Source organism: Leifsonia xyli (assembly GCA_001647635.1).
Classification (GTDB): domain Bacteria; phylum Actinomycetota; class Actinomycetes; order Actinomycetales; family Microbacteriaceae; genus Leifsonia; species Leifsonia xyli_A.
The window spans coordinates 3,337,414-3,352,298 of the sequence record CP014761.1 but is presented as its reverse complement, the minus strand read 5'-3'; the positions used below and the strand labels follow the sequence as shown (position 1 = coordinate 3,352,298).

Here is a 14,885-nt window from a genome sequence, read left to right as displayed (position 1 = left end):
ACGGCTGGCGCGTCACTCCCAGGCAAGCGGCCGGCCTCCCCGTAGCCTGAACCTGTATTCAGCCGCTCGGGATGGGGGTCCGATGCTCTCGCACACAGTGCGCCGCCGCGCGCCCTTCGTCGCCGGTGCGGCGTCCGGCCTGCTGCTCCTCGTTGCGCTGACCGGGTGCGCGGGCAAGTTCGGCAATCCGTCCGCGGCCCTCGGGAGCGATGCCCCGCTGACCGCCACCCCGCTCGCGACGGCGACGGCCACTCCCACGGCGACACCGACTCCCGCGGCCACCGGGACCCCCGTCGCCGATCCCCCGCGACAGCGCCCGCTCCCCACGACCCCGCCGCGGCGAAGGCGCTCGCGGTCCAGGCGTGCGAGACGATCGCCGACGGCTTCGCCGCGGACCGCGTCGCGACGGCCGCTCCCCTGGCGGCGCAGGCGGCCGGCGCAGACGGCGTGTGGCAGCCGCTCGCGACCGACCTCGAGTTCATCCGGACGCATCCCATCGACCCGCAGACCGGAGTCGGTCCGCAGAAGACCGTCGACTCCTCCACCGCCGCCGCCCATGACTGCTTCACCCTCGCCGGCGTCACGGTGAGCCAGGACTGATATGCGACGCTCCCCACGGACCGTGTTCCGCGCTGCGCTGCTGCTCGTCGTCGCGCTGGTGGCGGGCGCCGCGACGGCCGCCTCCCCCGCCGCGCCGGCCCAGGCCTGGCTCTCGCAGCCCGCCGAGAGCCAGTGCGTCGAGACCTGCGTCAACGTGCCGTCGACGCCGCAGGCGGCCGCGCAGAAGCTGCTCGACTACAACGCCTCGGGGCAGCTCATCATCGAGTGGGCCGAGCGCGACATCATCCCGAACGAGCTGCAGCCGATCGCCGACGGCACGATCGGCACGACGCCGCAGTGCAACATCGACCTCAGGACGCTGCAGACGCTGATCATCGTGATCCGCAACTACGGATCAGTGCAGGTGAGCGACCTCAACCGGCACTGCGCCAACGACGGAGTGGCCACCTGCGCGAGCAACCCGACGTCGCGGCACTGCACGCCGGCCGGCGCGCCGAACGCGATGGATCTCACCTGGATCGGCGGCGGCCGCACGCGCGGCAACGACGTGTCGACGAACGTGCTGCTGCCGTTCCTCGACTCGTTCATGCCGTCGGGGTCGCGCGCCGGACAGGCCGCGGGCAGCGACGGCTGCGGCGCCTACTGGATGCCGCCGCTCGCGAACATCTCGCGATTCGCGGACTACTGCACGCACATCCACGTCGACTTCGGGTCGACGACCGCTGCGCTCCGCGGCCTGACGACGGGCTGACGCCGGCGGTTCTCTAGTCGATCGGGTTCGTCCGTCCGACGATCAGGGGGTCGACCGGAGTGAACGGGAACCGCGGCAGCTGCGCCTCCGGGACCCCGAACGCGGCCGACAGCACCTCGCGCGAGAACGCCGAAGCGGTCGCCCGATAGCCGATGTCGCCCGGCGTCGGCTGGTCGAAGAAGATCAGGAAGTGGATCCCCTCCTCCCCCAGCGCCTCGATGTGATGGGGGTACGCGCGCGGGATGAAGTACGCATTGCCGGGCTCCAGCTCGTAGGTGTCGAGCGTGCCGTCCGGGTCGAGCACCGTCATGCGGGCGTGCCCGCTCTGCACGTACCCGAGCTCGGCCGTGACCGGGTGCCAGTGCGGCTCGCGCATCCCCGTGTTCGCCACCTCCAGCGAGTACATCGAGAGGTCGTCGAGGGCCGCCCAGAACTGCTTGCGGCCGAGGCGGGCATTGCCGTAGTCATACGAGAGCGGAGGGTTCTGGCCGGCCAGGTCGAACAGGTGCGCGTTCGGCAGGCCCGCGGTGTCCGGGATGCGCGCCGTCCCCTCGCGCCGGACGATCTGCTGGGCGTCGTGCCGGTCGAAGGCGGCGAACGCCGACGACGGGAGGTCGTAGGTGTTGCCGAGCACGGCGTCCGTCATCGCGTTGAAGCTGTTCTGGAGGGAGAAGTGCGCGGGGCGGGCTGTGCGGAGGGACGCGATGATCTCGGCCGTCCCGTCCCCCACGTTCTCGATGTGGTAGATCGCACCGGACGCCACGTGGTACATCTGCCCCGGCTGGACGACGAAGCTCGCGAATTCGTCGGCGTTCGCGAGCATGGAGACGAGGACGGTGCCGCGCACGACGTAGGCGATCTGGTTGGCGTTGACGTTCCACTGCGGCTCGCGCACCCCGCCGGGCTCCAGCACGATCCGCTTGAGCGACATCCGCTTCAGGATCGGGAAGTCGTCGGCGGTGAGCTGCGAGATGCGACCGAAGTCGTTCTCGTAGGTGTCGGCCGAATCGATCAGAGAGGCGACGTGCGGCGAGGTCGTGGGCATGCGGGTTTCCCTTCGGTGAGCGGCTTCAGCGCCACGCTAGGGGCCGCCGACGGCGGAGGACAACGCTTGCGTCGAGAGGATCACTGCGGGTATGGCGTCTCGCCGCGCTCCAGCATCCCGATGAGCTTCGCGAGCCGGTTGGCCCGGCTGGTCTCGCTGGGCGCGGTGTTCACGCGCCACAGGACGGCGTACCGGTTCTGGGCGTTCAGCCGCTCGAAGGTCGCCGTCGCCTCCGGGGATGCGGCCAGCGCGGCGGCGAGGGCGTCGTGCATGCCGATCTTCGCGGCGCCGCTGTAGGCACGCTCCCAGCGGCCGTCCGCCTTGGCGCGCTCGATCTCCGCCTGGCCGGCGGCCCGCATCCGCCCCTCGGCGATCAGCGTCTCGACGATGCCGATGTTGCGCTCCGACCACAGCGAGGTCTTGCGTCGCGGCGTATACCGCTGCACGAAGGTCGTGTCGTCGCGCGACTTGCGCTGCCCGTCGATCCACCCACTGCACAGCGCTTCGATGAGCGCCTCCTGGTATGTGAGGCTGGTCGGATCGCTGACGCCCTTCTTGGCCAGCACGAGCCACACGCCGTCGGACGTCGTCTCGTTCTCGTCGAGCCACGCCCGCCAGGCCGCCTGATCGGCGACCACGAGCTGCTCCGGTGCGGGTGCGTCGTCGGCCATGCCGCGATCCTACGGGCGACCGCCGACAGAGCCCGTCACGATCCGCAAGACACCGCGTCTATAGAAGTGACGGCGCACGGAGACCCATGCATCTTGCGCGCCGCCATCCGGTTCATTACTCCAAAGTGCCACCGGAGATGCGGGCGGCCCCGTGCCGCCCGCATCTTCTCCTTCAGGCTTCTCAGGACGACGGCATCCTCACCCTCTTCGCTTCAGCCCGCGCAGGGCGAGCACCAATGCGGCGATGAGCGCGCCGCCGCCTACGCACCAGCAGGCGGCGGCCCAACCGGTGGGGACCACGAAACTGCTCACCATCGCGGCAGCGGTCACGAGCGCGAGGGCGGCGATCAGTCGTTGAGTCGTTGAGTGCGTCATAGGTCAGGACACCTGATTCGCCTTGGTAACGCAGAAGCTCACCGTCCCACTGAATCCGGCTGATGCCGCGCCAAGGCACCCGAGACAGCCCCATCCGATGGTGACAATGCAGACGGCTGCGCAAGCGATCGACAAGCCGGCGATGGCCCAGCCCGCGATTCCAGCACCCGACAAGCACTGGTTGAGATTGCCCCACCAGTCGCCCTTCTTGTAGCCGGCGAGCGACACCGCGGGGCTGCCCGCCTTGGTCTCGGAACGCGACGCGGTGGGAGAGCTAGTCTTTCCCTGATCGTTCACGGTCTGATCCATGACAAGCCCGCCGTTGACCCACGACTGAACCCGGCCGGACGTCGCGGTCTCCGGCGTCAGGACGTACTGACTCGTTCCCGTAACGGTGCCGCGCTCGTTCACGACCACCGTCAGCGAGCTGAGGTCCAGGACGCCCTGTCCAGGGGCGGCCGAGAACCGCACCAGACGGCTGGTGCTGTTCACCCGCCACCCCTTCACCTTCCCGCTGTCGATCGCAAAGCCACCGGCGGGCTTGAGGCCGGACTTCAACACCGCGCTAGCCAAGCGCTTGAGCTCTCCGCTCGGAAGTGCGTGCCACCCGTGAACCTCCTTCTGGGTGTTCAGAACGCTCGTTTTGGCCTGGGCGGCCGTGATGGGCACCTCCGGCACAGCCGGCGTCGATGCTTGCGCCGCGACGCCCGTGCCCACCGACAGCACGGCAGCGACAACGATCCCCAAAGCGGAGCGTGTGACAGCATGGCTAGTAATCTTCATCGATAACCCTCGCATCTATAGTGCGGAGCAAACGCCCCGCACTATATACAGACGGGTCTGTGCACTGATAGTGACGGCTCCGTCACTCTCAAAGTTCTCTGCTGTCCGGGGAACTCCGCATAAAGTCGAAGCAGATCGCCATTCACTTGCCGTACCGGCCGCGCCACCCGCATCGGCACGCCCTGCGCGGCCCGCTGGTCGAAGTGCGTACTACACCGTCCCCGGCCGCGGCTGCTCGGCCACCGGCGCATCCACAGACTCCTGCAGTGCGCGGATCAGCGACTGCGCGTCGTACGGGCCGACGTGACGGCGGCCGTTGATGAAGAAGGTGGGGACGGCGGTGATGTCCATCGCCTCCGCGTCCAGCATGTCGTCGCGGACGCGCGCCGCCACCTCGGGAGACGCGAGGTCGTCCTCGAAGCGGTTCAGGTCGAGGCCGAGCTCTTCGGCGCGGCGCATGATGTCGGACGGGAGCTGGTGCTCCTGGTCGGCGAACAGGCTGCGCTCGAACTCGAAGAACTTGCCCTGCCGCGCCGCGGCCTCCGACGCCTCAGCGGCCGCGAGCGCGTTCGGGTGGAAGCGGGTCAGCGGGGCGTGCCGCCAGACGTAGCGGAGCCGGTCGCCCAGCTCCCGCTGCACCTCGACCACGGAGCCGGTCGCCTTCAGGCAGAAGCCGCACTGGAAGTCGCCGTACTCGACGATCTCGAACGGCGCGTCCGGCGAACCGAAGACGTGGTCACGCGCCGGGTCGACCGGGCGCATGAGCCGCACGCCGGCGTCCTCCTTCGGCCGGTGCGCGTCCGAGATGCGGAACAGCACGGTCGCGACCAGGAACGCGACCACGGTGGCCGCGAGCACGCCCACGCGCGCGGCGTTCTGCGCCTCCTCGCCCGGGATGGCCAGGTCGACGATGAACAGGGAGATCGTGAAGCCGATCCCGCACAGCGCCGCGCCGCCGGCCAGCCGGTCGAGGGTGAGGCCGGGTCCGAAGTCGCCGATCCGGAGCACCCGCAGCAGCGCGGTCGAGCCGAAGACGCCGACGAACTTGCCGACCACGAGACCCACCAGCACGCCCCAGGCGATGGGCGACACGATCGCGCCCAGGAGGATATCGCCGCTCAGCCGCACGCCCGCGTTGGCGAGCGCGAACAGCGGCAGGACGACGTACGCCACGTAGGGTCCCCACGCCGACTGCAGGCGCTCGTTGATCGAGATGGACTCCCGCAGGCTGTTGGCCGCGGCGCGCGCGTACTCCGTGTTGGGCGACTGCCGGAAGGTGCGGGCGAGGTCGAGCGCGTGCTCCACATCCCGCCGGTTCGGCCGGTAGACGGGGATGAGCAGGGCGATCGCGACACCGGCGAGGGTCGGGTGCACGCCGGAGGCGAGGAACGCCAGCCAGACGATGATCGCGAGTGTCGCGTAGACCGGTCCGCGACCGCCGCGCAGGTAGCGCGTGAAGTACACGCCCGCGAGTCCCACGGCCGCCACGATGAGGGGGATCGGATTGAAGTGCTCCGTGTAGACGAGCGCGATGATGCTCAGCGCGCCGATGTCATCCACCACCGCCAGCGCGAGAAGGAACACCCGCAGCCGGCCGGTCGCGTGCGGGCCGACGAGGGCGAGGGCGCCGACGAGGAACGCCGTGTCGGTCGAGATGACCACTCCCCAGGCGTGCTCCATGCCGGTGCCGAGGGTGAACATCACGTAGATGATCGCCGGCACCGCGAGCCCGAAGACCGCGGCGACGACCGGGACGACCGCGCGCGACCAGCTGGTCAGCTCGCCGATCGCGAACTCGCGTCGCACCTCGAGGCCGACGGTGAAGAAGAAGATCGCCATCAGCGCGTCGTTGACGAGCGAGTGGAGGGTGAAGTCGAGCTGCAGGTCGCCGACGCCGATGTTGAGGTGCGTCTCCCAGAACTGCTCGTACCCGGCGAACGAGATGTTGGCCCAGACGATCGCGACGAGGGTCGCGGCCACTAGCAGCAGCGCGCCGATCCGGCTGCGGCCCATCGCGCGGAACCGCTCCGTCAGCGTGGGCCGACGGTCGCGCGACTGCTGCGGCGACTCGGGGTCCGGGGAGCGCTGGATAACGGTGAGGGGATGGCCACGGGCGCAACTCTACCCAGCGACGCGCCCACGGTCACGCCCTCGCGACGCAGCTGCGGCGGGAGGGGATGGCCGCCCGATCAGCGCTCGCGGCGCACGCGCGTGCTGCCGTTGCCCCTCCTGCTGCTGAGCGCGATGCCGAGGTCGGGAGCCCCGTTGACGGGCTCCCCGTCGGGACCCGTGACGATGAGACCCGTCGAGCTGTCCGCGGAGGCCGCGAGCCGCAGCAGCCATGCGCGATCGATGTCCGGCCCCCGCGTCGCGTCGAATCGGGGGTAGAGCGGGATGGACGGGTCGATCCAGATCGCGCTGCGGCCGTCCCCGACTTCGGTGGCGTCGCGCCACGACACGGCGAACGACTCGGACCGACGGAGCTTGTTGACGATGACGATCTGCAGATGGGCGAGAACCCGATCCTCGAACGCGACGTGCATGCCCCCGTAGATGAGGTGTCCCATGGCGATCAGTGCTCGAGCGGGTTGGTGTCAGGGCGCAGGTCGAAGGACTGGGTCATGCGGTTGATCCCCTCTCGCAAGTACTCGGCGACGAGCTCGTTGTCGGGCTCGCTCCCCGTGCTGTTCGTGGACTCGATCATCATGCTTGTGGACGGGTTGAGCAGGACGGTCGCGTCCTCCTCGTTTCCGTCCGCCCCTACTGCACGCAACGTCACCGAGTCGGTGTTGTTGTTCCGGCCGAGGACTGTCGCGTAGCTCATGAGCAGGTCGGCCGCCTCGTCCCCGACGAGCAACGACCTCTCGCCGTAGGTGACGTGCTTCATGGCCCCGACGGTAGGCGTGAGAAAACCCTGCACAGGCGGTTGACAAACCCGTTCGGGCGGGTGGACTCGGGAAGAAACCTCGCGTGCCGGAAGTTGCCGGTTGCATAGACGGGGCGAACGCCGCCCCGCGAAGGAGGACGACATGGCGGACATCACGATCATCGGCGGCACCGGGTTCACCGGCTCCCATCTCGCACAGGAGGCGGTGTCGCGCGGGCACCGCGTCACGTCGCTCAGCCGCTCCGAGCCCACCGAGCCCGTGGACGGAGTGCGCTACCTCACCGGGTCGGCGGACGAGCCGGAGCAGGCCGTCGAGGGCGCGGACGTGATCGTGGCGACCGTCTCACCGCGCGGCGACAGCGCCGGAACCCTGGGCCGCCGGTACAGCCGCCTGGCCGAGCTGGCGGACGCCTCCGGTGCGCGCCTCGTCGTGATCGGCGGCTTCAGCTCGCTGCGCCCGGCGCCGGGTGCTCCGCGGTTCGCGGAGGGCGACGACCTGCCGGCGGAGTTCGCGGACGAGGCCCGCGAACTGAACGCGGTGCTGGAGGACCTGATCGCGAACGCCCCGGAGGGCCTGGACTGGGTCTTCGTCAGCCCCGCCGCGACCTACGGCGCCTACGCCCCGCAGGTGGACCCGCGCGGCGCCTACCGCGTCGGCGACGACGTCGCGCTGTTCGACGCCGACGGCGCCTCCTTCATCGGGGCCGAGGACTTCGCGAAGGCTGTCGTCGACGAGATCGAGACGCCGTCCCGCCGCCGCGCCCAGGTGCATTTCGCCTACTGAGCCCGCTCGGGCGGCGCGGCTCCCAGGTCGCGTCGCCTCCCGGCTCGGAGATGAATTCCCAGGGAGTCCGTGTCCAGCGCCTTGCCGAGTCGGCGGCCCCGTGGCACCGTTCAAGGCGAACACGATCGACGGATCGGAGCGGGGATGGCGAAGCAGAAGAAGCTCGAGAAGGCGGCCGAGAAGGCCCTGAAGCGCGCCGAGAAGGCCGTGGATGAGGCGCTCGACGCGGTCGAGAGGCTCGACAAGAAGAAGGCGAAGAAGCGGGCGAAGGCCTTGCAGCAGGAGCTCGCGGACGCCGTGGGTCGCAGCACGACCGCCGGTTCCGACGAGGGGTCCGGCGCCGCCGACTCCACGACGAGCGTCGACCTCACGCCGCCGCTCCCCTCCGTCCGCGACGAGGGCGTCGACGAGACGGTCGAGTTCGCCGGTTCGGTCACCACCTCCGCTCCCCACGATCCCGAGCTGGACGGCCTCACGGTGCAGGCCCTGCGGGACGTCGCGCGCACGCGCGGGCTGCGCAACGTCTCGAAGCTGAGCAAGGGCCAGCTGATCGAGCGGCTGAGCGAATGACCCCGGGCGACTGACCCCGACCGACTGACCCCGACCGACCGACTACGGTGACAACCACGGAAGGAGACCGAGTGGACGACGAGGCGCCCGAGGTGACCGAGAGCACGCCCGACACCGGCGTCGAGACCGACGCGGAGGTGACGGAGGAGCTGCCGCCGGAGGAGATCACCTACGACGAGCAGCTGTACCCCGCGCGTCCCCGCCGGCTGCGGCCGCGGGCGAACCTGCGCGGCGGCAGCATCCGCCGGTCGTTCTCGGACCCGCGCGCGGCCAACGGCCAGAACCCGGCCTACGTCGAGTGGCTGGTCCGCCAGTCCATGCTGAAGGATGCCGATGTACTCAGCCGTCAGCTCTCCGGCTCCCCGAGCATGTGGCGCAACCCCTACGCCCGCCCGGACGCGCGCCGCGCCGTCTCGACCTCGGACGTCTGGTTCACCGCGTACCCGATCTCGCTGATCACCCGGCCCGGCGAGTCCTTCCTGACTGCGCTAGCCGACCCGGAGCTGTGGACCGCGTTCGAGCGGATCGGCATCAACGGCCTCCACACCGGTCCCGTCAAGCGGGCCGGCGGCATCCGGGGGTGGCAGGAGACCCCGAGCGTCGACGGCCACTTCGACCGCATCGGGACCCAGATCGACCCGGCCTTCGGCGACGAGGAGACCTTCCGCCGACTGACCGACGTCGCCGAGGAGCACGGCGGCAGCGTCATCGACGACATCGTCCCGGGCCACACCGGCAAGGGCGCCGACTTCCGGCTCGCCGAGATGGCGTACAAGGACTACCCGGGATCTACCACATGGTCGAGATCCCGCCGGACGAGTGGCACCTGCTGCCCGACGTGCCCGACGGCCGCGACTCGGTGAACCTGGATGCGGCGACCGAGGCGTCCCTCGCCGAGAGCGGCTACATCATCGGCGAGCTGCAGCGCGTGATCTTCTTCGCGCCGGGCGTCAAGGAGACCAACTGGAGCGCCACCGCCCCCGTGATCGGCGTCGACGGCATCACGCGCCGCTGGGTCTACCTGCACTACTTCAAGGAGGGCCAGCCCTCGGTGAACTGGCTCGACCCGACCTTCTCGGGCATGCGCTTGGTCATCGGCGACGCCCTCCACTCGCTCGGCGACCTCGGCACGAGCGCCCTGCGCCTCGACGCCAACGGCTTCCTCGGCGTTGAGAAGAGCGCCGAGGGAATGCCCGCCTGGTCGGAGGGGCACCCGCTCTCCCACGCGGCGAACCACATCATCGCCGGCATGGTCCGCAAGGTCGGCGGCTTCACCTTCCAGGAGCTGAACCTGACGGTCGAGGACATCCGCGACACCGGCGCGGTCGGCGCCGACCTGTCCTACGACTTCATCAACCGGCCGGCGTACCACCACGCCCTCGCGACCGGCGACACCGAGTTCCTTCGGCTGACCCTGCGCACGTCGCTGGAGCTGGGCGTCGAGCCGGTGAGCCTGGTGCACGGCATGCAGAACCACGACGAGCTCACCTACGAGCTGGTCCACTGGGCGACCCTGCACGCGAACGACGTCTACACGTTCCACGGCGAGGAGATCACCGGAGGGGAGCTGGCCCAGCGGATCCGCGCCGACCTGACCGAGGCGATCACCGCTCCGACCGCCGACTACAACCTGGTCTTCACGACGAACGGCATCGCCTGCACCTCGGCGTCGCTGATCGCGGCGACGCAGGGTCACGCGACGCTGGACTCGATCACCGAGGAGGACATCCCCGCGATCCGGGACGCCCACCTGCTGCTCGCCGCGTTCAACGCCTGGCAGCCGGGCGTCTTCGCGCTGTCCGGCTGGGACCTGCTCGGCTCGCTGACCGTCCCTCGCTCGGAGGTGTCCGACCTGATCGCCGAGGGCGACACCCGCTGGGTGGAGCGCGGCGCGCACGACCTGCTCGGCGTCGCGCCCGACGCCGACCGGTCGCCATCCGGGATGCCGCGGGCGCGTTCGCTCTACGGGACGCTCCCCGAGCAGCTCCGGACGCGGGACTCGTTCGCGAGCCGCCTGCGCCAGCTGCTGCGCATCCGCAACCGCTGGGGCATCGCGACCGCGCGCCAGGTCGACGTGCCGGACGTGGCGCATCCCGGGATGCTCGTCATGGTCCACGAGCTCGAGACCCTGGACGACCAGGGACTGCCCATCGTGCAGCTGACCGTGCTCAACATGACCGACACGGCCGTCGACGGCACGGTGCGGTCGGAAGCGCTTCCCCATCGCGCAGCGGTGACGGACGCCGCCGACGGCAGCGAGGTCGGGACCGTGGACGACCTGGCGAGCTTCCCGGTCAGCGTCCCGGCGTACGGCGCGCGGTTCCTCATCCTGACGCGGACTGCCGCAGAGCAGTGAGGGTGGGCCCGCTCAGGCCAGCAGCTCCCGCACGCGCGGAACGACCTCCTCGCCGTACAACCGGATGGCGGTGAGCAGCGACTCGTCGGTCATGCCGGGGATGCCGTACTTGAGGTCGAACCGGTCGGCGCCCAGGATGCGGAGGTTCGCCGCGATCTTCGTCGCGACGGTCTCCGGCGATCCGACGTAGAGGCTGCCGTCCGGGCCGAGCTCGCGCTGGAAGGACGCCTCGGTCGGGATCGCGAAGCCCCGCGTTGCGCTGACCTTGGTGATCATGTCGCGGTAGTGCGGCCAGAACTCCTCGCGCGCCTGCTCGTCGGTCGGGCGACGTGGCCGGGCGAGTGCAGCCCGATCCGCCCCATCGGTCGGCCGAACTGCTCCAGCGCCTTATGGAAGAGCTCTGCGTAGGGTGCGAACCGGGACGCCGGGCCGCCGATCACGGCGAGCATCAGGTCGAAGCCGTAGTGCGCTGTGCGGATCACGGACTCCGGGCTGCCGCCCACGCCGATCCAGGTGGGCAGCGGCGACTCGAGGTGCGGGACCACATCCTGGTCGCGCAGGCCGGCGCGGGTGCGGCCCTCCCAAGTGACCGGGCCGCCTTCGCGCAGGTGGGCGAAGAGGTTGGTCTTCTCCTCGAACAGGTCCTCGTAGTCGGACAGGTCGAAGCCGAACAGCGGGAACGAGTCGATGCTCGACCCGCGACCGAGGATGATCTCGGCGCGGCCGTCCGAGACGGCGTTCAGCGTCGAGTAGCGCTGGAAGACGCGGACGGGGTCGTCCGAGCTCAGCACGGTCACGGCCGAGCCGAGGTGGATGCGCTCGGTGCGGGCGGCGATCGCGCTCAGCACGACGTCCGCCGCCGAGAGCGGCATGTCGTCGGTGTGGTGCTCGCCGATCCCGAAGAAGTCGAGGCCGGCCTGCTCGGCGGCCACGCCGTGTCCGACAAGGTCACGGATGGTCTGCGCGTGGGAGATCGGACGGCCGTCGGCGTCGGCGGTGACGTCGCCGAAGGTGTTCAGGCCGAAGGTGAGGGGGAAGGACTGTGCGGTGTTCATTTGTATGTTCTCTCGGGTGGGGGTGTTCAGGCGGCCGTCTCGAGTTCGCCCGCGACGGCCGCGCGGAAGGCGGCGGCGTCGAGCCGCGCACCGAAGACGGGACCGCCGGGCTCGAACGCGACGCCGTCGCGCAGGCTCTCGGCGAGCACCGTGTCGTAGCCGGCGTCCTCGATGAGGGAGGCGACCGTCGCGGCGGCGTCCGCGTCGTCCGACGCCACGCCGAGCGCGCGGCGGTCGGGGTCACCGGCGGGCCGGCGGTCCTCCTCCATCTCGTGGTAGCCGATGTGGTTGAAGGTCTTCACGATCCGGGCGGCGGCGAGCTCGCGCTGGACGATCTCGCTGCTGGTCAGCTCGTCGTCCTCGAACAGCGGCTGCACGCCGTCGGTCGGCGCCCAGTAGTTCATGGAGTCGACGACGATCTTCCCGTCCAGCATCGAACGGTCGAGCCCCGCGAATCGGTGCAGCGGGATGGCGAGGATGACCACGTCCGCGTCGGCGACGGCCTCCGCGGCCCAGCGCGGGCGGGCGCCCGGCATGACGACCGAGGCGATCAGCTGGATGCGCTGCGGGTCGCCCGAGGCGGCGACATCCACCTCGTATCCGGCGTCGAGCAGGATGCGCGCGAGCGCGGAGCCGACGTGTCCGACGCCGAGGATGGCGACGCGCGGTCGGGCGATGGCGGTCATGAGCGGTCTCCTTCTGTGGCCTCTTCTGCGGCGTCGAGGTGGGTGCGGATGCTGCCGAGCACGTTGGCGAGGGCATCGAGCTGCTGCGGTTCGAGCGCGTCGGCGAAGAGCCGCTTGACGGCCCGGAGGTGCGGCCCGGACGCCTGACGGATCGCCTGGAGGCCATCGTCGGTCAGGAGGACGAGCGCGCCGCGGTTGTCGCCGGGACAGTCGGCGCGGCGGATCAGGCCCCGCCGCTCCATCCGCCCCAGCTGGTGCGAGACGCGGCTGCGCTCCCAGCCGATGGCGTCCGCGACCTCGGATGACCGCAGGGTGCGCTCGGGCGCCTCGGTGAGGGCGAGGAGCACGGCATAGTCGCCCGGCGACAGCTCGACGCGCTGCAGCTCGGCGGACAGCAGGCGGCGCAGCTGGTCCGTGGTGTCGAGCAGCGATCGCCAGACGGCGAGTTCACGCTCGGTCAGGCGCTCGGGTGCGGCGGTCGGTGTCATGGGTCCTCGGTTCTGTCCGTCAGCGAAAGTAACTGACATGTCAATCAACCGAGGGACGCCGCCGTTTGTTCCCTGCGTGCGCGCGGGCTTGTACGGTTGCATCCATGACCGAACTGCCCGACGCGCTCCCCGCCGACTACGACCCAGCCACGGTGTTCCGCGTGGTCGCGATGCCGGTCAGCCAGGGCTGGGGCGTGTGGCTGCGCGCGGCGGACGACAGCATCATCCACAGCTTCGGCCTGGGCTTCCCGCCGGGCACACCCTTCGATCCGGACGTGCTGAACATCCTCGGCCCCATCCTCAACGTGCAGTACGCGCTCGCCTACCACGGCCCCGAGTCCTGGGACGAGCTCGAGGGCCACTGGTCCGCCGTCGTCTACGAGTACACCCCGCGCTGACCGCCGCCCGCGCGCGACCCCTCACCGAGATTCGTGCCGAATGTGCGCTATTCGTGACGAATGGCGTCGATTCGGCACGAATCGCGCCGCCACAGGAGTGCGGGACCAGCGTCGGCACGATGCGTCGAGCACCTGCGGTGGCCGAGATTCGTGCCGAATGTGCGCTATTCGTGACGAATAGCGCACATTCGGCACGAATGGCTAGGCGCCCGCGTGCTCCGCGGGCTCAGTGGCGGTGGTGCGCCGGAGGGGCTGCAGGCGGGTGAGCTGAGTGACGTGCTGCGGGCCGAGCTCGGCGAGGGTACGCACCTGCAGCAGCTTCATGGTCCGGATGATCTGGTCGGTGAGGATCTGGATGGTGCGGTCCACGCCTTCCCGCCCGCCGGCCATGAGGCCATACAGGTACGCCCGGCCGATCAACGTGAACTTCGCGCCCAGTGCGTAGGCGGCGACGATGTCGGCGCCGTTCATGATGCCGGTGTCGATCGCGATCTCGGTGTGGTGACCGACCTCGCGGGCGACCTCCGGGAGCAGGTGGAACGGGATCGGCGCCCGGTCCAGCTGCCGACCGCCGTGGTTGGAGAGCACGATCCCGTCGACGCCCAGGTCGGTCAGCTTCTTCGCGTCGTCGAGGTTCTGCACGCCCTTGATGACGAGTTTCCCAGGCCAGAGTGCGCGGATCTCGGCGAGGTCGTCGTAGTCGATCGACGGATCCATCGCCGCGTTGAGCAGGTCGCCGACGGTGCCGCCGGTGGCGGACAGCGACGCGAACTCCAGCTTCGGAGTGGTCAGGAAGTCGTACCACCACCACGGCCGCGGGATCGCGTTCACGATCGTGCCGAGGGTCAGCTGGGGCGGGATGGAGAACCCGTTCCTCTTATCCCGCAACCGGGCGCCGGCGACCGGCGTGTCCACGGTGAAGAAGAGCGTGTCGAACCCCGCGGCCGCGGCCCGCTCGACCAGGCCGTAGCTGATCTCCTTCTGCCGCATCACGTACAGCTGGAACCAGTTGCGCCCGTGCGGGTTCGCCGCCTTCACGCCTTCGATGGAGGTCGTCCCCAGCGTGGAGAGGGTGAACGGGATGCCCGCCGCGCCAGCCGCACCCGCACCGGCGGTCTCGCCCTCGGTCTGCATCAAGCGGGTGAACCCGGTCGGCGCGATCCCGAACGGCAACGCCGACGGGCCGCCCCAGATCTCGCACGAGGTGTCGACGGTGGAGACGTCGTGCAGGATCGACGGGTGGAACTCCACGTCCTGGAACGCCTGCCGCGCCCGGGTCAGCGACAGCTCGCCCTCGGCGGCGCCCTCGGTGTAGTCGAACGCGGCCTTCGGAGTCCGGCGCTTGGCGATCCGCGCCAGGTCCTCGATCGTCAGCGCCGACTCCAGCCGCCGCTTCTTGAGATTCAGCTCGGGCTTCTTGAACTGCATGAGCTCCAGCAGCTCGGCGGGCTTGGGAAATTGACGGTCGACCATGC

Annotated in this window: 14 protein-coding genes and 2 pseudogenes; 6 read left to right on the top strand and 10 right to left on the bottom strand. The window is 70.1% G+C overall.

The genetic code is table 11. The features are described from left to right. Positions 1–165 precede the first annotated feature (165 nt). Together A0130_16390 and A0130_16385 are read left to right on the top strand one after the other, a co-directional pair. Positions 166–600: a hypothetical protein gene (locus tag A0130_16390; protein ID ANF33026.1), complete on the top strand. Its 435-nt coding sequence runs from the start codon at positions 166–168 to the stop codon at positions 598–600. A gap of 1 nt (position 601) precedes the next feature. Continuing rightward, positions 602–1,312 (top strand): hypothetical protein, encoded by a 711-nt coding sequence (locus A0130_16385; GenBank protein ANF33025.1) that lies wholly within the window; start codon positions 602–604, stop codon positions 1,310–1,312. A gap of 13 nt (positions 1,313–1,325) precedes the next feature. On the opposite strand, the gene A0130_16380 is transcribed toward A0130_16385, so the two are convergent. The 6 genes from A0130_16380 to A0130_16355 form a co-directional block, all read right to left on the bottom strand. Then, positions 1,326–2,357: a cupin gene (locus tag A0130_16380; GenBank protein ANF33024.1), complete on the bottom strand. Its 1,032-nt coding sequence runs from the start codon at positions 2,355–2,357 to the stop codon at positions 1,326–1,328. An 80-nt stretch (positions 2,358–2,437) separates the two neighbouring features. Next, entirely contained in the window at positions 2,438–3,028 is a 591-nt protein-coding gene (locus tag A0130_16375) for a hypothetical protein (protein ID ANF33023.1), read from the bottom strand. A gap of 378 nt (positions 3,029–3,406) precedes the next feature. Then, complete coding sequence (locus A0130_16370; protein ID ANF33022.1) at positions 3,407–4,150, bottom strand: hypothetical protein; 744 nt, start codon at positions 4,148–4,150, stop codon at positions 3,407–3,409. 246 nt (positions 4,151–4,396) lie between these two features. After that, positions 4,397–6,277: a sodium:proton antiporter gene (locus A0130_16365; protein ANF33021.1), complete on the bottom strand. Its 1,881-nt coding sequence runs from the start codon at positions 6,275–6,277 to the stop codon at positions 4,397–4,399. 98 nt (positions 6,278–6,375) lie between these two features. Further along, positions 6,376–6,753 carry a hypothetical protein gene (locus A0130_16360; GenBank protein ANF33020.1) on the bottom strand — a complete coding sequence of 126 codons (378 nt, stop codon included), beginning with the start codon at positions 6,751–6,753 and terminating at the stop codon, positions 6,376–6,378. A gap of 5 nt (positions 6,754–6,758) precedes the next feature. Beyond that, positions 6,759–7,073: a hypothetical protein gene (locus A0130_16355; protein ANF33019.1), complete on the bottom strand. Its 315-nt coding sequence runs from the start codon at positions 7,071–7,073 to the stop codon at positions 6,759–6,761. Positions 7,074–7,215: 142 nt separating this feature from the next. Between A0130_16355 and A0130_16350 the strand changes: the two genes are divergently transcribed. From A0130_16350 to A0130_16340, 3 genes and pseudogenes are all read left to right on the top strand, one after another. Continuing rightward, complete coding sequence (locus tag A0130_16350; protein ID ANF33018.1) at positions 7,216–7,857, top strand: NAD-dependent epimerase; 642 nt, start codon at positions 7,216–7,218, stop codon at positions 7,855–7,857. 144 nt (positions 7,858–8,001) lie between these two features. Next, the gene (locus A0130_16345; GenBank protein ID ANF33017.1) at positions 8,002–8,427 is read left to right on the top strand and encodes a hypothetical protein; all 426 of its coding nucleotides are present in this window, start codon (positions 8,002–8,004) and stop codon (positions 8,425–8,427) included. Positions 8,428–8,498: 71 nt separating this feature from the next. Next, a pseudogene (locus A0130_16340) lies at positions 8,499–10,783 on the top strand (trehalose synthase). Between the two features lie 12 nt (positions 10,784–10,795). On the opposite strand, the pseudogene A0130_16335 reads toward A0130_16340, so the two are convergent. The 3 genes and pseudogenes from A0130_16335 to A0130_16325 form a co-directional block, all read right to left on the bottom strand. Continuing rightward, positions 10,796–11,838, bottom strand: a pseudogene (locus A0130_16335) (luciferase). A gap of 26 nt (positions 11,839–11,864) precedes the next feature. Next, positions 11,865–12,524 carry an NADP oxidoreductase gene (locus A0130_16330; protein ID ANF33016.1) on the bottom strand — a complete coding sequence of 220 codons (660 nt, stop codon included), beginning with the start codon at positions 12,522–12,524 and terminating at the stop codon, positions 11,865–11,867. Then, positions 12,521–13,012, bottom strand: coding sequence for a MarR family transcriptional regulator (locus A0130_16325; protein ID ANF33015.1), 492 nt, complete (start codon positions 13,010–13,012; stop codon positions 12,521–12,523). Before A0130_16325 ends, A0130_16330 begins: the two co-directional genes overlap by 4 nt. Positions 13,013–13,116: 104 nt before the next feature. Between A0130_16325 and A0130_16320 the strand changes: the two genes are divergently transcribed. Beyond that, complete coding sequence (locus A0130_16320) at positions 13,117–13,410, top strand: hypothetical protein (protein ID ANF33014.1); 294 nt, start codon at positions 13,117–13,119, stop codon at positions 13,408–13,410. 201 nt (positions 13,411–13,611) lie between these two features. Here A0130_16320 and A0130_16315 read toward each other — a convergent pair whose 3' ends face one another. Next, positions 13,612–14,883 (bottom strand): alpha-hydroxy-acid oxidizing enzyme, encoded by a 1,272-nt coding sequence (locus A0130_16315; GenBank protein ID ANF33013.1) that lies wholly within the window; start codon positions 14,881–14,883, stop codon positions 13,612–13,614. Positions 14,884–14,885: the final 2 nt, after the last annotated feature.